Source organism: Variovorax gracilis, assembly GCF_030317115.1.
GTDB classification, from domain to species: Bacteria; Pseudomonadota; Gammaproteobacteria; order Burkholderiales; family Burkholderiaceae_C; genus Variovorax; species Variovorax gracilis.
This window is the reverse complement of sequence record NZ_JASZYF010000006.1, coordinates 1-17,809: the sequence shown is the minus strand read 5'-3', so window position 1 is coordinate 17,809 and position 17,809 is coordinate 1. Positions and strand designations below refer to the sequence as shown.

General features: G+C 65.2%; 19 protein-coding genes. 8 read left to right on the top strand and 11 right to left on the bottom strand.

Going from position 1 to position 17,809, the window contains the following annotated elements:
• Positions 1 to 17: 17 nt before the first annotated feature.
• The 3 genes from QTH97_RS13795 to sucC all read right to left on the bottom strand — a co-directional run bounded on the left by QTH97_RS13795 (position 18) and on the right by sucC (position 2,865).
• Entirely contained in the window at positions 18 to 704 is a 687-nt protein-coding gene (locus QTH97_RS13795; protein ID WP_286568767.1) for a TerC family protein, read from the bottom strand.
• 91 nt (positions 705 to 795) lie between these two features.
• Positions 796 to 1,689, bottom strand: a complete 894-nt coding sequence (sucD, locus tag QTH97_RS13790) for a succinate--CoA ligase subunit alpha (protein WP_286568766.1) — start codon at positions 1,687 to 1,689, stop codon at positions 796 to 798.
• Positions 1,690 to 1,698: 9 nt separating this feature from the next.
• Positions 1,699 to 2,865 carry an ADP-forming succinate--CoA ligase subunit beta gene (gene sucC / locus QTH97_RS13785; RefSeq protein WP_286568764.1) on the bottom strand — a complete coding sequence of 389 codons (1,167 nt, stop codon included), beginning with the start codon at positions 2,863 to 2,865 and terminating at the stop codon, positions 1,699 to 1,701.
• A 183-nt stretch (positions 2,866 to 3,048) separates the two neighbouring features.
• Here sucC and argC point away from each other — a divergent pair, with 183 nt between their 5' ends.
• Entirely contained in the window at positions 3,049 to 3,972 is a 924-nt protein-coding gene (gene argC, locus QTH97_RS13780) for an N-acetyl-gamma-glutamyl-phosphate reductase (protein ID WP_286568762.1), read from the top strand.
• Positions 3,973 to 4,093: 121 nt separating this feature from the next.
• On the opposite strand, the gene recX is transcribed toward argC, so the two are convergent.
• A complete protein-coding gene (gene recX / locus QTH97_RS13775; protein WP_286568761.1) occupies positions 4,094 to 4,543 on the bottom strand; it encodes a recombination regulator RecX in 450 nt (149 codons plus the stop codon).
• Between the two features lie 75 nt (positions 4,544 to 4,618).
• Complete coding sequence (gene recA / locus QTH97_RS13770; RefSeq protein ID WP_286568759.1) at positions 4,619 to 5,701, bottom strand: recombinase RecA; 1,083 nt, start codon at positions 5,699 to 5,701, stop codon at positions 4,619 to 4,621.
• Positions 5,702 to 5,847: 146 nt separating this feature from the next.
• On the opposite strand from recA, the gene QTH97_RS13765 reads away from it, so the two are divergent.
• The 3 genes from QTH97_RS13765 (at position 5,848) to QTH97_RS13755 (ending at position 8,711) form a co-directional block, all read left to right on the top strand.
• Positions 5,848 to 6,333 carry a MarR family winged helix-turn-helix transcriptional regulator gene (locus QTH97_RS13765; RefSeq protein WP_286568758.1) on the top strand — a complete coding sequence of 162 codons (486 nt, stop codon included), beginning with the start codon at positions 5,848 to 5,850 and terminating at the stop codon, positions 6,331 to 6,333.
• 70 nt (positions 6,334 to 6,403) lie between these two features.
• Positions 6,404 to 7,078, top strand: a complete 675-nt coding sequence (locus QTH97_RS13760; RefSeq protein WP_093165483.1) for a response regulator — start codon at positions 6,404 to 6,406, stop codon at positions 7,076 to 7,078.
• Between the two features lie 160 nt (positions 7,079 to 7,238).
• Positions 7,239 to 8,711 carry a sensor histidine kinase gene (locus QTH97_RS13755; RefSeq protein ID WP_286568754.1) on the top strand — a complete coding sequence of 491 codons (1,473 nt, stop codon included), beginning with the start codon at positions 7,239 to 7,241 and terminating at the stop codon, positions 8,709 to 8,711.
• On the opposite strand, the gene QTH97_RS13750 is transcribed toward QTH97_RS13755, so the two are convergent.
• From QTH97_RS13750 to QTH97_RS13740, 3 genes are read right to left on the bottom strand one after another with little or no spacing between them, the layout of a single operon-like run.
• On the bottom strand, positions 8,708 to 8,896 hold the full coding sequence (locus QTH97_RS13750) for a sporulation protein (RefSeq protein WP_286568753.1): 189 nt from the start codon (positions 8,894 to 8,896) through the stop codon (positions 8,708 to 8,710). The genes QTH97_RS13755 and QTH97_RS13750 overlap by 4 nt on opposite strands.
• The gene (locus tag QTH97_RS13745) at positions 8,893 to 9,690 is read right to left on the bottom strand and encodes a biotin--[acetyl-CoA-carboxylase] ligase (protein ID WP_286568752.1); all 798 of its coding nucleotides are present in this window, start codon (positions 9,688 to 9,690) and stop codon (positions 8,893 to 8,895) included. Before QTH97_RS13745 ends, QTH97_RS13750 begins: the two co-directional genes overlap by 4 nt.
• A gap of 2 nt (positions 9,691 to 9,692) precedes the next feature.
• A complete protein-coding gene (locus QTH97_RS13740; RefSeq protein ID WP_286568751.1) occupies positions 9,693 to 10,337 on the bottom strand; it encodes an SET domain-containing protein in 645 nt (214 codons plus the stop codon).
• A 181-nt stretch (positions 10,338 to 10,518) separates the two neighbouring features.
• On the opposite strand from QTH97_RS13740, the gene QTH97_RS13735 reads away from it, so the two are divergent.
• Positions 10,519 to 13,443: a DNA topoisomerase III gene (locus QTH97_RS13735; protein WP_286568749.1), complete on the top strand. Its 2,925-nt coding sequence runs from the start codon at positions 10,519 to 10,521 to the stop codon at positions 13,441 to 13,443.
• 17 nt (positions 13,444 to 13,460) lie between these two features.
• Positions 13,461 to 13,637, top strand: a complete 177-nt coding sequence (locus tag QTH97_RS13730; RefSeq protein ID WP_286568748.1) for a hypothetical protein — start codon at positions 13,461 to 13,463, stop codon at positions 13,635 to 13,637.
• Here the strand turns inward: QTH97_RS13730 and QTH97_RS13725 are convergent, their stop codons facing one another.
• Entirely contained in the window at positions 13,638 to 14,519 is an 882-nt protein-coding gene (locus tag QTH97_RS13725) for a gamma-glutamyl-gamma-aminobutyrate hydrolase family protein (protein WP_286568747.1), read from the bottom strand.
• 176 nt (positions 14,520 to 14,695) lie between these two features.
• Here QTH97_RS13725 and QTH97_RS13720 point away from each other — a divergent pair, with 176 nt between their 5' ends.
• Both QTH97_RS13720 and QTH97_RS13715 read left to right on the top strand, forming a co-directional pair.
• Positions 14,696 to 15,751 (top strand): sugar phosphate isomerase/epimerase family protein, encoded by a 1,056-nt coding sequence (locus tag QTH97_RS13720; protein WP_286568745.1) that lies wholly within the window; start codon positions 14,696 to 14,698, stop codon positions 15,749 to 15,751.
• Positions 15,752 to 15,818: 67 nt separating this feature from the next.
• Complete coding sequence (locus QTH97_RS13715; RefSeq protein ID WP_286568744.1) at positions 15,819 to 16,004, top strand: hypothetical protein; 186 nt, start codon at positions 15,819 to 15,821, stop codon at positions 16,002 to 16,004.
• Positions 16,005 to 16,105: 101 nt separating this feature from the next.
• Here QTH97_RS13715 and QTH97_RS13710 read toward each other — a convergent pair whose 3' ends face one another.
• Both QTH97_RS13710 and QTH97_RS13705 read right to left on the bottom strand, forming a co-directional pair.
• On the bottom strand, positions 16,106 to 16,483 hold the full coding sequence (locus QTH97_RS13710) for a hypothetical protein (RefSeq protein WP_286568743.1): 378 nt from the start codon (positions 16,481 to 16,483) through the stop codon (positions 16,106 to 16,108).
• Positions 16,484 to 16,487: 4 nt separating this feature from the next.
• Positions 16,488 to 17,809 (bottom strand): hypothetical protein (locus QTH97_RS13705; protein ID WP_286568741.1); only part of this gene is annotated, 1,322 nt, incomplete at its 5' end.

Sequence of the window (17,809 nt, the reverse complement as noted above, 5' to 3'; positions counted from 1 at the left end):
AGTTGAAATGCGAACGATCAGTGCTGGGTGCGCGCACGCTTCTGCAGCTGCAGCCACCGGCCCACTGCCACCACGAAGACCGCGCCGGCCACAGCGGCCGCGTAGTGCAGCCAGGGGTTGGCCGCCAGGACGGCGCGCAGGATCGTATCGCTCACGATCGTCTCGCCACCGACCCAGCCGATGAGGGCGGCGCCGAGCATGACGATGATGGGGAAACGTTCCATGAGCTTGATCATGAGCGTACTGCCAAAAATCACCAACGGAATACTGATCGCGAGGCCGAGGATCAGCAGCACCATGCTGCCTTGCGCCGCCGCGGCGACCGCGATCACGTTGTCCAGGCTCATGACCAGGTCGGCCAGGAGGATGGTCCGCACCGCCGCCATCATGCTGCCGTATTCCTTGTCCTCGCCCTCCCCGTCTTCTTCCTCGCTGAGCAACTGCGTGCCGATCCACAGCAGCAGCAGGCCGCCGACGATCTGCAGGTAAGGCAGCGCCAGGAGCTTGGCCGCGACCACGGTCAGGGCGATCCGCAGCACCACCGCCGCGCCCGAGCCGAACAGCACTGCCGTGCGCTGCTGGTGCGGCGGCAGCGAGCGTGCAGCCATGGCGATCACCACGGCGTTGTCACCGGAAAGGATGATGTTGATCCAGACGATCTTGAGCAGGCCGATCCAGAAGTCCGCGGTTTGCAAGTATTCCATGTCTCTATTCCACTGTTATTGATTGAAAAAGCGCCCGCAATCGGAATTGCGGGCGCTTTCTTCTTGTGTGGTCAGCGAGGGAGCGAACTGATCAGAGAAGTTCCTTGAGCCGCTTGGCCAGCTCCGAGAAGTTGCGCGTCACCGTGAAGCCGCATTCTTCCATGATGGCGAGCTTGGCATCGGCGGTGTCGGCACCGCCGGAGATCAGCGCGCCGGCATGGCCCATGCGCTTGCCGGGAGGCGCCGTCACGCCGGCGATGAAGCCGACGATCGGCTTCTTCATGTTGTCCTTGCACCAGCGGGCCGCGTCGGCCTCGTCGGGGCCGCCAATCTCGCCGATCATGATGACCGCGTCGGTGTCCGGATCGTCGTTGAACGCCTTCATCACGTCGATGTGCTTCAGGCCGTTGATCGGGTCGCCGCCGATGCCGACCGCCGACGATTGGCCGAGGCCGATCTCGGTGAGCTGCGCCACGGCTTCATAGGTCAGCGTGCCGGAGCGGCTGACCACGCCGATGCGGCCCTTGCGGTGGATGTGGCCGGGCATGATGCCGATCTTGATCTCGTCGGGCGTGATCAGGCCGGGGCAGTTCGGGCCGAGCAGCAGGGTCTTCTTGCCGCCGGCGGCTTCCTTGGCCTTCATCTTGTTGCGCACTTCGAGCATGTCGCGCACCGGGATGCCTTCGGTGATGCAGATCGCCAGGTCCAGGTCGGCCTCGACGGCTTCCCAGATCGCGGCGGCGGCACCTGCCGGCGGCACGTAGATCACCGACACGGTCGCGCCGGTCTGCGTCGCGGCTTCCTTGACGGAGCCGAAGATCGGGATGTTGAAGATCGACTCGCCGGCCTTCTTCGGGTTCACGCCGGCCACGAAGCAGTTCTTGCCGTTCGCGTATTCCTGGCACTTCTCGGTGTGGAACTGGCCGGTCTTGCCGGTGATGCCTTGCGTGATGACTTTGGTGTCTTTGTTGATGTAGATCGACATGACGTTTCCTTAGGCTTTCTTGACTGCTGCCACGACCTTCTGGGCCGCTTCCGCCATGGTGTCGGCGCTGATGATCGGCAGGCCCGAATCGGCCAGCAGCTTCTTGCCTTCGACTTCGTTGGTACCTTTCATGCGGACGACCAGCGGCACTTGCAGGTTCACGGCCTTGCAGGCTGCGATCACGCCGGTGGCGATGGTGTCGCACTTCATGATGCCGCCGAAGATGTTGACGAGGATGGCCTCGACGTTCTTGTTCTTCAGCATGATCTTGAAGGCTTCGGTCACCTTCTCGGGGGTGGCGCCGCCGCCCACGTCGAGGAAGTTGGCGGGCTCGCCGCCGAAGAGCTTGATGGTGTCCATCGTCGCCATGGCGAGGCCGGCGCCGTTCACCAGGCAGCCGATGTTGCCGTCGAGGCTGATGTAGGCGAGGTCGAACTTGCTGGCTTCGACTTCGGCCGCGTCTTCCTCGTCGAGGTCGCGCAGCGCCACGATCTCGGGGTGGCGGAACAGCGCGTTGCTGTCGAAGTTGAACTTGGCGTCCAGGGCGATGATGTTGCCCTTGCTGTCACGGTTGAGCGGGTTGATCTCGACCAGCGAGGCGTCAGTCTCCATGTAGCAGGTGTAGAGCTTCTTGAAGATGTCCACGGCCTGGGCGGTGGACTCGGCCGGGATGCCGATGCCGTCGGCGATCTGCCGGGCCTGCGCGTCGGTCAGGCCGTCCTTCGGGTCGGCGAAGACCGTGATGATCTTCTCGGGCGTGGAATGCGCCACTTCCTCGATGTCCATGCCGCCTTCGCTCGAAGCGATGAAGGCCACCTTCTGGGTGGCGCGGTCGGTCACGGCCGAGACGTAGTATTCCTTCTGGATGTCGGCGCCGTCCTCGATGTAGAGGCGACGGACCTTCTGGCCTTCAGGACCGGTCTGGTGCGTCTTGAGCTGCATGCCGAGGATTTCGCCGGCGAGCTTCTTGACGTCTTCGATCGATTTCGCGACCTTGACGCCGCCGCCCTTGCCGCGGCCACCCGCGTGGATCTGGGCCTTGACAACCCAGACCGGGCCGCCGAGCTTTTGAGCGGCTTCGACCGCCTCCTGCACTGTGTACGCCGGAATGCCGCGCGGCACAGGCACACCGAACTTGGCAAGAATTTCCTTGCCTTGGTACTCGTGAATCTTCATGAGGGTGTCTCTCGGATCGAGGTTTAGAGAACGGGAGAATTTGGCTGTTGTCCACGGGCCACGGCGCCTGACGGCGGGGGCGGCGGACAGCAGAGGACTGTATCATGGTGCGCCGCACCAACGGCAGACCCGTCGCTGTGGTCAATACGTACTTTCTCCAGAAGCATCCAGAGGCTCCCCGTCATGGTCAAGGTCTTCATCGATGGCGAAGCCGGCACCACCGGCCTCCAGATCCGCGAGCGGCTCCAGAAGATGCCGCAGGTCGAACTCGTCAGCATCGCCCCCGAGCTGCGCAAGGATGTAGCCGCCAAGCGCGAGCTGATGTCCGGCGTCGATCTGGTCGTGCTGTGCCTGCACGACGATGCCGCGCGTGAATCCGTCGCGCTGATCGACCAGCTCGAAGGCCGCCGCCCCAAGATCATCGATGCCTCCACCGCGCACCGCACGGCGGCGGGATGGGTGTTCGGCTTCCCCGAACTCGCCGCCGGACAGAAGGAAGCCGTGGCCAAGGCCGAGCGCGTGGCCAACCCCGGCTGCTACGCCACCGGCGCCATCGCCATCGTCCGCCCGCTGGTCGACGCCGGGCTCCTGCCGCCCGACTTTCCGATCGCCCTGCCCTCCGTCAGCGGCTATTCCGGCGGCGGGCGCACGATGATCGAAGCCTACGAGAGCGGCCAGGCGCCCCTGTTCGAGACCTATGCGCTCGGGCTCAAGCACAAGCACATCCCCGAGATCATGAAATACACCGGTCTCACGCGCCGGCCGGTCTTCATTCCTTCCGTCGGCAACTTCAAGCAGGGCATGCTGGTGCAGTTGCCCCTGCATCTGGACGACCTGCCCGACCGCCCGAAGGCGAGCGACCTGCACGATGCACTTGCCGCGCACTACGCGAAGAGCAACACGCCGGAGCAGTTCGTGAAGGTGCTGCCGCCCACCGAGGACGGCAAGATCGATGCGCTGTCGCTCAACGACACCAATCAGCTCGACATCCGCGTGTTCCCGAACGAAGACCACCGCCATGCGGTCGTCATCGCCCGGCTGGACAACCTGGGCAAGGGCGCGAGCGGCGCCGCCGTGCAAAACCTCAGATTGATGCTGGGGATCTGACCTCGCCCCCAGGCTTGCCCACTTCGTGTGGCCGCCCACCCCCGACCGGGGGCAACACCGGCGGCCCGGCGAAGCCGGTTCCGCGGTGTTTCTGGAACGGGCTGGCTACGCCGGCGTTGGCCTATTCATCGGGGTCGTAGCGCAGCACGCGTGCGGCCACGGCGCTGGCGAATCCGCGGGCCAGGAGAAATCGCGTCTGCTTTGCCCGCTCCGCCGCATCCTGCGGCAGCTCGCCGAAACGGCGGCGCCAGACTTCACGGGCACGGTCGAGTTCGCTGCCCTGCAAGCTGGCGACCGCTTCGGCGACCGCCTCGGGCGCGATGCCCTTGTGCAGGAGTTCCTGGCGCACGCGCGCCGCGCCGTGGCGCGCCGCGCGTTGATGCAGGACGGATTGCACCACCCTCGCCTCGCTGATGAAATCCTTGGCCGCCAGCTCATCGAGCGCGCGTGCCAGCTCGCCGGACTGTTCCTCGTACTTCGCGAGCTTGCGTTCGAGTTCGGCGCGCGAATGCTCCCGCTGGCTCAGCAGTCGCAGCGCGCGCCCCTTGAGAGATGGAGCGGCAAAGGCCATGGCGTACGTTGAATCGCTGCTGCGTCTCGAAGCGCACCCGCCGCGCCGGGCGGGTGGCGCGAGCCCCGCGGGCTCTTACTTCTTCTCTTTCTCGACCGGTGCCGGTGCGTCGGCCGCCTCGGCCAACAGGAGCGGAATGCCCAGCGATTCGCGCACTTTGTTCTCGATCTCGCGCGACAGCTCGCGGTTCTCGCGCAGGAACTCGCGCGCGTTGTCGCGGCCCTGCCCGATCTTCTCGCCGTTGTAGGCGTACCAGGCACCCGACTTGTCGACGATCTTGGCGGTCACGCCCATGTCGATGATCTCGCCCTCGCGGCTGATGCCCTCACCGAACAGGATGTCGAACTCTGCCGTCTTGAAAGGTGGCGAGACCTTGTTCTTGACCACCTTGACCTTGGTCTCGTTGCCGATCGCCTCGTCGCCCTTCTTGATGGTGCCGATGCGGCGGATGTCCAGGCGCACCGAGGCGTAGAACTTCAGCGCATTGCCGCCGGTGGTGGTTTCGGGCGAGCCGAACATCACGCCGATCTTCATGCGGATCTGGTTGATGAAGATGACCATGCAGTTGGTCTTCTTGATGGTGGCAGTCAGCTTGCGCAGCGCCTGGCTCATCAGGCGGGCCTGCAGGCCGGGCAGCGAGTCGCCCATTTCGCCTTCGATTTCGGCCTTGGGCGTGAGCGCGGCGACCGAGTCGACCACGATCAGGTCGACCGCGCCGGAACGCACCAGCGAATCGACGATCTCGAGCGCCTGCTCGCCGGTGTCGGGCTGGCTGATCAGCAGGTCGGAGAGGTTCACGCCGAGCTTCTGCGCGTACTGCACGTCCAGCGCGTGCTCGGCATCGACGAAGGCGCAGGTGCCGGCCTGGCGCTGCATCTCGGCGATGACCTGGAGCGTGAGCGTGGTCTTGCCGGACGATTCCGGGCCGTAGATCTCGATCACCCGGCCGCGCGGCAGGCCGCCGACGCCGAGCGCGATGTCGAGGCCGAGCGAGCCGGTGGAGACCACCTGGATGTCTTCCAGCGCTTCGCCTTCGCCGAGCCGCATGATCGTGCCCTTGCCGAACTGCTTTTCGATCTGGGCCAGCGCTGCCTGGAGGGCTTTGGCCTTTTCGCTGCTGGCGACCGAGATGCTTGCGCCCTTGACGACTGCGTCCATGTGGAAAACTCCTTGAATATCAACGGGTTGGGTGGGATTCATCCCGCTGCTTTTAATTACAGGCTGGATGCTTGAACAGTAGTGTAGAGGCCAATGAGTGCGAGTAAACTCATTTTTTGGTCAGTTTGCTTTACTATCAGGGCGCCATGTCCGACCCTGTTTTTCCGATCGACCACGATGCCTGGCGGCAAACCCACCTGGGCCGCCTGCTCGGCCATGCCATGCGCCGGTTCGACGAGCGCGTGCTCGCGCTGATGGCCCACGACGCCGAGGTGCCGCTCGCGCTCTCGAATCTCGCCGCGCGTGCGCAGGTCAGCGCCGCGCACGTCCACATCACGCGGCACCTCGCCCGCGACGGCTCGCGCCTGACCGAACTCGCCGGGCGCGCCGGCATGACCAAGCAGGCGATGGGCGCGCTGGTCGACCAGTGCGAGGCCTGGGGCCTGGTGACGCGCGGGCCCGATCCGCTCGACGCTCGCGCACGCCGCGTGCTGTTCACGGCCGACGGCCTTGCCTGGCTCGAGGCTTTCCGAAACGCGGTCGCGCAGGCGGAAACGGAGTTCCGCGCCAGCGTCGGCGACGAAATCGCCACCGTGGTAACCATCGGCCTCGAAGCCTATGCGGCGGCCTAGAATTCGAAAGGGAGTTGACAGGTAGAAGGGCGCGGCAGCATGTGCGAGCCGCGATGTCTGGAGGCACGGCATGCGGATACTGATTGCGGAAGATGACCAGGTGCTGGCCGACGCACTCCTGCGCAGCCTGCGCACCTCCGGCTCGGCGGTCGACCATGTCGCGACCGGCTCGCAAGCCGACGCGGCGCTGATGACCAACAGCGAATTCGACCTGCTGATCCTCGACCTCGGCCTGCCCAACATGCACGGTCTCGAAATCCTCAAGCGGCTGCGTGCGCGCGGCTCGCAATTGCCGGTTCTGGTGCTGACCGCCGCCGACAGCGTCGAGGAGCGGGTCAAGGGCCTGGACTACGGCGCCGACGACTACATGGCCAAGCCCTTCTCGCTGCAGGAGCTCGAGGCCCGCGTGCGTGCGCTCACGCGGCGCGGCATGGGTGGCACGAGCAACGCGATCAAGCACGGACCGCTGGTCTACGACCAGGCCGGACGCGTCGCGACCATCGACGGCAAGATGATCGAACTCTCCGCACGCGAACTCGGCCTGCTCGAAGTGCTGCTGCAACGCGCCGGCCGCCTGGTGAGCAAGGACCAGCTCGTCGAGCGGCTGTGCGAATGGGGCGAGGAAGTCAGCCTCAATGCGATCGAGGTCTACATCCATCGCTTGCGCAAGAAGATCGAGAAGGGGCCGGTGCGCATCGCCACCGTGCGCGGCCTGGGCTATTGCCTCGAGAAAATCCCCTCCTGATGCCTCATGGCGTCTCGCACAACCAGCGATCCATGAACCGGCCGGCCGGCGCGGCCAGGCCCGTTCGTGAAACACCGCGGAACCGGCTTCGCCGGGCCGCTGGTGTTGCCCCCGGCCAGGAGTGGGCCGCCACACGCAGCGGGCAAGCCTGGGGGCCCGCTTGAAACTCTTTCAGCGCGCACAGCGCTCCCTGTTTGGCGAGATCCTCGACTGGATGCTCACGCCGCTCCTGTTGCTGGTGCCGGTCAGCATCGGCGTCACATGGCTGGTGGCGCAGGGCATCGCGAATGCACCTTTCGATCGGGCGCTGGAAGCCAACATCCAGATCCTCGCGCGGCTGGTCGACGTGGAAAACGGGCGCATCCAGTTCGTGCTGCCGCAGCCGGCGCGCGAAATCCTGGGCGGCGACGACGTCGACCGCGTGTACTACCAGTTGCTCGACGGGCACGGCACGCTGCTCAGCGGCGAACGGGAGATTCCGTTTCCCGGCACTGACGATCCCCCGACCCCCGGCGTGGTCTACCTGAGCAACGGCCAGATCCATGGCAAGGCCGTGCGCATCGCCTCGCTGTGGCTCGCCGGGACCACGCCCGATGCGCCGCCGACGCTGCTGCAGGTGGCCGAGACGCGCGAGAAGCAGTCGGTGCTGGCGACCGAGATCATCAAGGGCGTGCTGCTGCCGCAGTTCGCGATCCTGCCGCTGGCGGTGCTGCTGATCTGGCTGGCGCTGGTGCGCGGCATCAAGCCGCTGTCCGTGGTGGAAGCGCGCATCCGCGAGCGCCGGCCGGGCGACCTGAGCCCGCTCGACGAGTCCTCCGTGCCGCTCGAAGTGGTCCCGCTGGTGCTGTCGGTCAACGACCTGCTGAACAAGCTCAACGATTCGATCGGCACCCAGAAGCGCTTCCTCGCCGATGCGGCGCACCAGCTCAAGACCCCGCTGGCAGGCCTGCGCATGCAGGCCGACCTGGCCCAGCGCGAGGGCGCCAACGCCAATGAATTGAAGCAATCCCTCAAGCAGATCGGCCGCGCGAGCGTGCGCGCGACGCACACGGTCAACCAGTTGCTGTCGCTCGCTCGCGCGGAGGGCAGCGGCGCCAACATCGGTCGCGGGCGGCAGCCCTGCGACCTCGCGCGGCTCACGATCGAAGTGGTGCGTGAAGCGGTGCCGCGCGCGATCGACAAGCGCATCGACCTGGGCTACGAAGGCGCCGAACCGGGCGCGCCCGGCGTGGCCTTCGAGGGCAACCCCACGCTTCTCAAGGAACTGGTGCGCAACCTGCTCGACAACGCGATCAACTACACGCCTTCCACGCCGGAACGGACAGGTGTGATCACCGCGCGGGTGCTGGCCGATCCCTTCGGCCGCATCGTCGTGCTGCAGGTCGAGGACAACGGGCCCGGCATCGCCGAGAGCGAGCGGGAGCTGGTGTTCCAGCCCTTCTATCGCGTGCTGGGCAATGAAGCGGACGGCTCGGGCCTGGGCCTGCCGATCGTGCTGGAGATCGCACGCCAGCACTTCGCGACGGTGCGCCTGGAAGATGCGCACCCGGGCCAGCAACCGCCGGGCACGCTGGTGAGCCTGCGCTTCGACGCGAACGAAAGCGAGCGCCGCGCCGACCGGTCCCGCGCCTAGGGCTTGGGCGCCTCGACCTTGCGAATCTGAAGCATCTGCGGCCGCACCTGTTGCGTCAGGCGCTGCGGCTCGCGCTCGCTGAAGCGAGCGGGCTCGGTGCCGAAGACCGCGAGCCCGCCGCGCGTCCAGGCAAAGTAGCCGAGGTTCGCAAGCAGCAGCACAACGACCAGCAACCGCAGCATCATGGCCGCGTGCGCACGGGCCGCACGCTGACTTCCGCGCTGATGATCGACTTCACCTCCGAAGCCGTCCGCACCAGCAGTTCGCCGCCCCAGCCCACGCCTTCGCACAGGCCTTCGGTGCCGTCGCTGAGCCGCACCTCGCGGCCGCGCAGGACGTCGCGCGCGGCGAAGCGGGCGGCAAAAGGCACGAAGCCGTCCCTGTCGAAAAGCTGAACGTCGCGGACCAGCGGCAGCGCGATGTCGCGGAGCACCTCTGCCGGGGTGGCGAGCGGACGCCACTCTTGCACCCACGCGGGCGGCGTGCTCAGGCCGGTGGCATCGCGAGCGCCGATGTTGATGCCGATGCCGATCACCAGGTAGCGCTCTGCGGCATCCGGCTGGAGCACGGCGGTCTCGATCAGGATGCCGACCAGCTTGCGCTCCTGGTACCACAGGTCGTTGGGCCACTTGAGCGACAGGCCCACCGCACTGGACGGATCGAGACTCTCCGCGACGCTGACGCCCACGGCAAGCGAAAGTCCCGACCAATCCCTGGGCGCCAGGGGCAGGCCGAGCGAGAAGGTCAGCGTGGCAGGTTCACGCTCGCTCTGCGCGCTCTGCCAGGCGCGGCCCATCCGGCCATGCCCCGCGGTCTGCCGCTCGGCGGCGAGCAGCACGGGCGCCCGGTGGCCGTCACGGGCACGCCGCATGAGTTCGCTGCTGGTGGAATCGATCTCGGGAACGACCTCGACGGCGAACCCGGGCACCAGGGGCGCCAATGCGCCCGCGATCTCGTCCTCGAACCAGGGTGCGGCCATGATCAGCGCTTGCCGGTTTTCGCCGACTTGCCGTCCTTGGCGGCCTTGGCCTTCTTCTTCGGTTCCTTGAGCGCCTCGGCGCCGTCCTTGCCAAGCTTCTTGCTGAGCTTCTTTTCGGCCTTCCTGCCGCTTTTCTTGCCGCTTTTCCTGCCCTTCTTCCCGCTCTTCTTTTCCTTGTCGTCCTTCGGGGCGAGCAGCGTGCCGCGGCAGGTTTCCGAACCGCACCAGCATGGGAATTCGGCCTTCAGCTTCTTCGTGTACGGCTCGTCGATGATCAGGCCGTAGTCGTAGCTCAGCTCCTCGCCGGCCGCGATGTTGCGCAGCGCCTTGATGAAGACCCGGCCGTCCTGCTCGTCGGCCTCGCAACTGGGTTCGCACGAATGATTGATCCAGCGCGCCGCATTGCCGTTGACGCCGCCGTCGATCACACGGCCGTCATCGATGTGGAAGTAGAAGGTGTGGTTGGGCTGCGTCGGGTCGTGCGGATGGCGGCGCAGCGCCTCCTTCCAGGTGATGACCTCGCCCTTGTACTCGATGAGCGTTTCGCCCTCCGCTATATCCTGCACGGCAAAGACGCCGTTGCCATGAACGCCGGAGCGCCGCGTCTGGATGCGGCGGCCGCCGGAAACGGGGGATTTGGATGGCATCGCGGAAGTCTGTTAGTTTGAATATGTACGCATGCGCGTGCGCGTACGCACGCGAGAAGCGCCAGATTGTAGATGTGGCCCCCACGCTCCCGCACTGCGTGTCGTCGCTGCCCCCCGAGGGGGCCGCAGGCCGCCTTGGGGCGGCCCGGCGTCGGCCTATTTTTTGAGAATGGAATCGTTGATGAAGACTTTGGTGATTGCAGAGAAGCCATCGGTGGCCCAGGACATCGTCCGGGCGCTCACGCCCGTGGCTGGCAAGTTCGACAAGCACGAAGAACACTTCGAGAACGAAAAGTACGTCGTGACCAGCGCCGTCGGTCACCTGGTGGAGATCCAGGCGCCCGAGGAGTTCGACGTCAAGCGCGGCAAGTGGAGCTTCGCCAACCTGCCGGTGATCCCGCCTCGCTTCGACCTCAAGCCGGTCGACAAGACCAAGACCCGCCTGAACGCGGTCGTGAAGCAGGCCAAGCGCAAGGACGTGACCCAGCTCGTGAACGCCTGCGACGCGGGCCGCGAGGGCGAACTGATCTTCCGCCTGATCGAGCAGTACGCGGGCGGCAAGTCGCCGCTGGGCAAGCCGGTCAAGCGGCTGTGGCTGCAGTCGATGACACCGCAGGCGATCCGCGACGGCTTCGACCAGTTGCGCAGCGAGCAGCAGATGCAGGGGCTGGCCGACGCCGCGCGCTCGCGTTCGGAGGCCGACTGGCTGGTCGGCATCAACGGCACGCGCGCCATGACGGCGTTCAATTCGCGCGACGGCGGCTTCTTCCTGACCACCGTGGGCCGGGTGCAGACGCCGACGCTCTCCGTCGTGGTCGAGCGCGAGGAAAAGATCCGCAAGTTCGTGAGCCGTGACTATTGGGAAGTGCACGGCAGCTTCCTGGCAGAGGCGGGCGAGTACCCGGGCAAGTGGTTCGACCCGAACTGGAAGAAGCCGCCGCCCGGCCCCGACGGCGTGGCGGACCCCGAGCAGCGGGCCGACCGGATCTGGAACGAGCGCGAAGCCCGCGAGATCGCCGAGGCCGCTCGCGGCAAGACCGCCACCGTGACCGAGGAAAGCAAGCCCACCACGCAGGCGTCGCCCCTGCTGTTCGACCTGACTTCGCTGCAACGCGAGGCCAACAGCCGCTTCGGCTTCAGCGCCAAGACCACGCTGGCGCTGGCGCAAAGCCTCTATGAACGCCACAAGGCGCTGACCTACCCGCGGACCGACTCGCGCGCGCTGCCCGAGGACTACCTGCCGGTCGTGAAGCAGACCATGGGCATGCTCGCCGACAGCGGCATGAAGCACCTCGCGCCCTTTGCGAAGCAGGCGATCGACGGCAACTACGTGAAGCCTTCGAAGCGCATCTTCGACAACGCCAAGGTCAGCGATCACTTTGCGATCATCCCGACCTTGCAGGCGCCGAGCGGCCTGTCCGACGCCGAGCAGAAGCTCTATGACTTCGTGGTGCGCCGCTTCATGTCGGTGTTCTTCCCGAGCGCCGAATACCAGGTGACCACCCGCATCAGCACGGTCGAGCACGCCGGCAAGAAGTACCCCTTCCGCACCGACGGCAAGGTGCTCGTGAAGCCGGGCTGGCTCGCCATCTACGGCAAGGAAGCCCAAGACGACGAGAAGGAAGACGACAAGGACGGCAAGCGCCTCGTGCCGGTGAAGCCCGGCGAGCTGGTGAAGGTCGAATCCGTCGAGCCCAAGGGCCTGAAGACCCGTCCGCCCGCGCGCTATTCGGAAGCCACCTTGCTCGGCGCGATGGAAGGCGCAGGCAAGACCATCGACGACGACGAGCTGCGCGAGGCCATGCAGGAGAAGGGCCTCGGCACTCCCGCCACGCGCGCCGCGATCATCGAAGGCCTGCTGGCCGAGAAGTACATCCACCGCGAAGGCCGCGAGCTGATCCCGACCGCCAAGGCCTTCCAGCTCATGACGCTGCTGCGCGGCCTCGGCGTGGAGGAACTGTCCAAGGCCGAGCTCACCGGCGAATGGGAATACAAGCTCGCGCAGATGGAACACGGCAAGCTCAGCCGCGAAGCCTTCATGCGCGAGATCGCCGAGATGACGGAGCACATCGTCAAGAAGGCCAAGGAGTACGACCGCGACACCGTGCCCGGCGACTACGCCACGCTGGCAACGCCGTGCCCCAATTGCGGCGGCGTGGTGAAGGAGAACTACCGCCGCTATTCCTGCACCGGCAAACCCGGGCAGGAGCCTTGCGGCTTTTCCTTCGGCAAGTCGCCCGCGGGCCGCACCTTCGAAGTGGAGGAGGCGGAGCAACTGCTGCGCGACAAGCAGATCGGGCCGCTGGAGGGCTTCCGCTCCAAGGCTGGCTGGCCTTTCACCTCGGAGATCGTCCTCAAGTTCGACGACGAGGCGAAGAACTGGAAGCTGGAGTTCGACTTCGGCGACGACAAGAACGCCGAGACCGGCGAGATCGTCGACTTCGCCGGCCAGGAATCGCTCGGCCCGTGCCCGAAATGTGCCGCTCGCGTGTTCGAGTACGGCAGCAACTATGTCTGCGAGAAGTCGGTGCCGACCGAGGCGCAGCCCACGCCAAGCTGCGACTTCAAGACCGGCAAGATCATCCTGCAGCAGCCGGTGGATCGCGCGCAGGTCGAAAAGCTGCTCGCCACCGGCAAGACCGACCTGCTCGACAAGTTCGTCTCGATGCGTACGCGCCGGTCGTTCAAGGCCTTCCTTGCGTGGAACAAGGAGGAGGGCAAGGTCGCATTCGAGTTCGAGCCCCGGACCAGCAAGTTCCCGCCGCGCAAGACCTTCAAGGCCGCACCGGCGGCGGCGAAGAAGACGGCCGCAAAGGCGCCGGCCGCCAAGAAGGTCGCAGCGAAGAAGGCCGCGGCGCCCAAGGCACCGCGCAAGCCCGGCGCCGGGCTCAAGCCCAGCGACGCACTGGCTGCGGTGATCGGCGCGGAGCCCGTGCCGCGCACCGAGGTCATCAAGAAGCTGTGGGACTACATCAAGGCCAACGGCCTGCAGGATGCGGCCAACAAGCGCGCCATCAATGCCGACGCCAAGCTGAAGCCGGTGTTCGGCAAGGACCAGGTGACGATGTTCGAGCTGGCCGGGATCGTGGGCAAGCACCTGGCGTAAACAGACCGGAGATTCGCATGAAGCAGTTCCTTGCCATCTCGTTCGCGGCAGCCGTGTGCCTGCTCGCCGGCTGCGCCGCGCCGGGCGCCGGCGGCGGCTCGGCCTCCAGCGGCAGCACGGGCAGCAGCGGCATCACCGTGTTCGGCACGATCGATGCCGGCGTCAGCGGCTACAAGAATCAGAGCGGCCGCTAGTCAGGTCATCAGCAGCGCCTGCCGCAGCAGCCGCGCTGCGCGGTTGCGGATGCGGCCGGGCGCGGTGCGCAGCGGCCCGCGCGGGCTGACCTTGGCTGTCGCGCAAGCCCAGAGGAAGTCCTGCAGGATGGCCGTGTCGTCGACCGTGTCGGTGGCGCCGTACTGATGGAACTCGGGATGCCACTGGGTCGCCGCGATGTAGCTGCGGCCGCGGTCCGGCCGGCGGCGGATGGCCTCGGCCACATGGTCGGGGATGCTCCAGGCCTCGACCTCGAAACCGGGTGCGAGGTCCTTCACGCCCTGGTGATGGATGCTGTTGACGCGCGCGGTCTCCATGCCCGGATAGAGGTGCGCGAGGCGAGACCCCGGCGTGACCCGGATCTCATGGAAGTTCTGGTCGTAGGTGACCGGATCGCGATGCCGCTGCGCGTTGGGATGCTGCGCCTCGATGTCCTGGTAGAGCGTGCCGCCGAAAGCCACATTGATGAGCTGCAAGCCCCGGCAGACGCCGAATATGGGCTTGCCGGCCTGCTCGAAGGCCTCCACCAGCGCGAGGTCGTAGAGGTCGCGGATGCGGTCGCCGACCCACGCGTCCTTGAGCGGCACCTCGCCATAGCTGCCGGGCCAGACGTCCGCGCCGCCGTGCATCACCACGCCGTCGAGCCACTCCGCATAGTGCGAGAGCTTGGTGTCGCCACGTGCCGTCTCGCCGGTCGGACAGGGGACCATCACCACCATCGCTCCCGCCGACATCAGCCAGTGAGCGATCGACTGCTCCACGTACTGCAGCGTCTTGTTGGTGAACAAGGAGCGCGCGGGGTCGGCATGGGAAAAACAGGCGGACAAGCCGATCTTCAGACGCCCGGAAACCGTTTGTGACATCGCTATCGGGGCACCGCGCAAGCGCGCCGCCCTCGGGGTGGACAGAGCGCCCATTGTGAAACGTTCCTGCGCAACGCGCACACCGCCCTCGGGCGCCGGGGCGTGTCGGACGGCACCTCACCCTGTGCGATCGCAATCCAGTGCATCATTTGCGCCGATTGACCAGGAGACAAGCGATGAAGACCATCAAGGGGCCGGCCATTTTTCTGGCCCAGTTCACCGGCGACACCGCGCCGTTCAACTCGCTCGACGCCATTGCCGGCTGGGCGGCGGGCCTTGGCTACAAGGGCGTGCAGATCCCGAGCTGGGACGGCCGCATCTTCGATCTCCAGAAGGCGGCCGAGAGCAAGACCTATTGCGACGAAGTGAAGGGCACGCTCGCGACGCACGGGCTCGAGATCACCGAGCTGTCGACGCATCTCCAGGGCCAGCTGGTCGCGGTGCACCCTGCTTACGACGCAGGCTTCGATGGCTTCGCCGCGGCCGAAGTGCGCAACGATCCGGCCAAACGCCAGAAATGGGCGGTCCAGCAACTGCACTACGCCGCACAGGCTTCCGCCCACCTCGGCCTGACAGCCCACGCGACCTTCTCCGGCGCGCTGGCATGGCCGTACCTCTACTCCTGGCCGCCGCGCCCGCCCGGCCTCATCGAGGAAGCCTTCGACGAGCTCGCACGGCGCTGGAGGCCGATCCTCGACCGCTTCGACGAGGCCGGCGTCGACGTCTGCTACGAGATCCACCCGGGCGAGGACCTGCACGACGGCGTGACCTACGAGATGTTCCTCGACCGCGTGAACAACCATCCGCGCGCCTGCCTGCTCTACGACCCGAGCCACTTCGTGCTGCAGCAGCTCAACTACCTCGACTACATCGACCACTATCACGAGCGCATCAAGATCTTTCACGTGAAGGACGCCGAGTTCAACCCGACCGGCAAGCAGGGCGTCTACGGCGGCTTCCAGTCGTGGCTGAACCGGGCAGGGCGCTTCCGCTCGCTGGGCGACGGACAGGTGGACTTCGGCGCGATTTTCTCGAAGATGGCCGCCTACGACTTCCCGGGCTGGGCGGTGCTGGAGTGGGAGTGCTGCATCAAGCATCCCGAGGATGGCGCGCGTGAAGGGGCGGAGTTCATTGCGCAGCACATCATCCGCGTGGCGGACCGGGCGTTCGATGATTTTGCGGGTGGCGGGGTCAATACGGCCGCCAACAAGAAGATGCTCGGAATCACTTGACACCCGTGCCGGCGGGACTCCACAAGGCCGCCGCCACAAGAGCGGAGCGAACCCGAGGATCAGCGCCGTGGACAACTGGTACATCGGCAGCAGGGCCGTCCCCAGGGTGGCGATGAGCACGGCAGTGGCCTTCGCCTTGGCGGTGGCCAGGTCGCTCACGGGCACTTGGACGCTGTCGATGGCGCCTGCGGCCAGCTGGGTCCAGGCCAGGTTCTGGTCGATGACCTTTTCAAGCGGATCGGACGAGCGGTGAAAAGCCCGTTGATGGCTTGGGGCAGCCCTCTGGCGAAAAACCCATCAAGACTGCTTGGTCGTCCTTTATGCACGTTGGCCGCTGCCTTGTGCAAAGACACGTCAGCCTATTATGAATTTTGGAGCTGCGCCCAAGGCAAGAGAAAGCAGAAACAAGACGATGTATACAACCATTCGCCTCTTGGCCAATTTGCCTTGAGTGTCCAAATTTCTATCACTCAATTGCAGCAGGAAAATTTGATCCGGGGCCATTCGGTCTTGCTTTCCTCTGATCAATCTGGCGAAATTTAGCAAAATTCCAAGCCAAGAGAGAGAGGCTGCAATCACTGCCGAAAACAGTATTGCAAGCATCGTTGCTGCTATCGCTCTTTTTGATTCTTCAGAAATCCAAGACGGAACAAGGAAAAAATAGAAAACGAAATATGCCGATGAAAAGGATGCAGTCCAGACGCAGAAAAATCTTCTTAGTAATGCAGCCATAGCGTCAGTCGTCACTTTGCAGTTCACTAAAAAATCTGCGAATGTCGCTATATCCAAAAGTACGGGTCGTCATGTCCATGGTTGATGCAGTGCCTCCAGGAATTCCAAGGTTCTTTACTCCTATGCTGAGAGATCCGCCCGCTACCTTGCCATCGATCACAGTACTGGATTGGCCAAAACCCGGGCCCATGGAAATTCCCACATTATTCGAAACCGAGCTGCCCGCAAGATTGTCCGCCGGACCTCTACTAAATCCGGCAGCCAAAGAAGCAGTGACGTCGAGCCCCCAGCCTGAACCTGTGGACCACGTGATCCCAAAATCGAAAGCAGAGGCACCGCGGCCAGGATTCATAAAAATTCCCGCCTGAAGAGTGCTTCCTTTGACGACAGCCCCGGTGACGGCCCCCGCTAAATAGTAGGTGTCAGATGGGTCTAGTTGCGACAAGCGAATCAACGGTTCCGGTACCATGAACTTTGGAGCGGTGGCTTCGAGCGCCTTGGATCTCGCAAACTCATTTGCACTCTCCGTCGAATAGTCGGCCGAGTATTTGAGGAAGCGATCGCCTTCGGTGGCGTTGCCATTGTTGTAAGCTGTGACGGCCTTGGCACCAAACACGTTGGCAGCATCCCGGAAAACGGCTCCTGCGCGCGCTCGTTCCATCGCCTCAGAGTGGACCGTCTCAGCGATGCCAGACGTCCGGTCGCTAGCCTGTTGCAGTCTTCCCGCTCCATAGGCTTGCCGCGTTCGATCTGTGAACTCGTGCTGAGCCAAGCCAGCGCCATCATCGAATCTCGTTGATTCTTTCGGACCCGGCAAATCCGTTGACAGTCCGGACGTAGCGGCCGGCAACCCGTATGGATTGTTGGACGTTCGCCGGCTCGACACGATGCTATCAGGCGACGCAAGCGTCGCTGACGCATTGGCCCAGTTGTCGTTCCGCCCGATGACGCCATTTTTGGTTTCATCCACTATGCCTCCGGTGGCCAGACGGAAGGCATCTCGGTCCATGCCTGTGGTGTGGGGCTCTACCTGCCGATGCGCCGTCGATGCCGCTGCCTGCCCCTGCCCAAACGCCGAGAACGGCATGAAGCTCCTCATCGCCCCCCGGAAGAACCTCGCGGCCATCGGCGGTGCGCACACGATCAGCACCGTCATCAGCAGCCCGAAGCCGCCCTGCTGCAGCGCCTGGTTGGTGAAGCCCTCGGCATCCAGCTCCGTGAGGGCGTTGACGACATCGGCACTCCACAAGGCCGCCGCCACGCGCTGCATCATCTGCAGCACCAGCGACGCCACGGCGTTGAGCACCGCCATCGAGACCATCGTGC

Bases quoted from the DNA above. Each gene is read 5' to 3' on its own strand.
- sucC (WP_286568764.1), bottom strand. From the start codon at position 2,865: ATGAAGATTCACGAGTACCAAGGCAAGGAAATTCTTGCCAAGTTCGGT.
- QTH97_RS13710 (WP_286568743.1), bottom strand. From the start codon at position 16,483: ATGGCTGCATTACTAAGAAGATTTTTCTGCGTCTGGACTGCATCCTTT.
- QTH97_RS13745 (WP_286568752.1), bottom strand. From the start codon at position 9,690: ATGGCCGCACCCTGGTTCGAGGACGAGATCGCGGGCGCATTGGCGCCC.
- recX (WP_286568761.1), bottom strand. From the start codon at position 4,543: ATGGCCTTTGCCGCTCCATCTCTCAAGGGGCGCGCGCTGCGACTGCTG.
- QTH97_RS13795 (WP_286568767.1), bottom strand. From the start codon at position 704: ATGGAATACTTGCAAACCGCGGACTTCTGGATCGGCCTGCTCAAGATC.
- QTH97_RS13725 (WP_286568747.1), bottom strand. From the start codon at position 14,519: ATGTCACAAACGGTTTCCGGGCGTCTGAAGATCGGCTTGTCCGCCTGT.
- QTH97_RS13765 (WP_286568758.1), top strand. From the start codon at position 5,848: ATGTCCGACCCTGTTTTTCCGATCGACCACGATGCCTGGCGGCAAACC.
- QTH97_RS13740 (WP_286568751.1), bottom strand. From the start codon at position 10,337: ATGCCATCCAAATCCCCCGTTTCCGGCGGCCGCCGCATCCAGACGCGG.
- QTH97_RS13730 (WP_286568748.1), top strand. From the start codon at position 13,461: ATGAAGCAGTTCCTTGCCATCTCGTTCGCGGCAGCCGTGTGCCTGCTC.
- QTH97_RS13735 (WP_286568749.1), top strand. From the start codon at position 10,519: ATGAAGACTTTGGTGATTGCAGAGAAGCCATCGGTGGCCCAGGACATC.
- recA (WP_286568759.1), bottom strand. From the start codon at position 5,701: ATGGACGCAGTCGTCAAGGGCGCAAGCATCTCGGTCGCCAGCAGCGAA.
- sucD (WP_286568766.1), bottom strand. From the start codon at position 1,689: ATGTCGATCTACATCAACAAAGACACCAAAGTCATCACGCAAGGCATC.
- QTH97_RS13760 (WP_093165483.1), top strand. From the start codon at position 6,404: ATGCGGATACTGATTGCGGAAGATGACCAGGTGCTGGCCGACGCACTC.
- QTH97_RS13750 (WP_286568753.1), bottom strand. From the start codon at position 8,896: ATGATGCTGCGGTTGCTGGTCGTTGTGCTGCTGCTTGCGAACCTCGGC.
- QTH97_RS13720 (WP_286568745.1), top strand. From the start codon at position 14,696: ATGAAGACCATCAAGGGGCCGGCCATTTTTCTGGCCCAGTTCACCGGC.
- argC (WP_286568762.1), top strand. From the start codon at position 3,049: ATGGTCAAGGTCTTCATCGATGGCGAAGCCGGCACCACCGGCCTCCAG.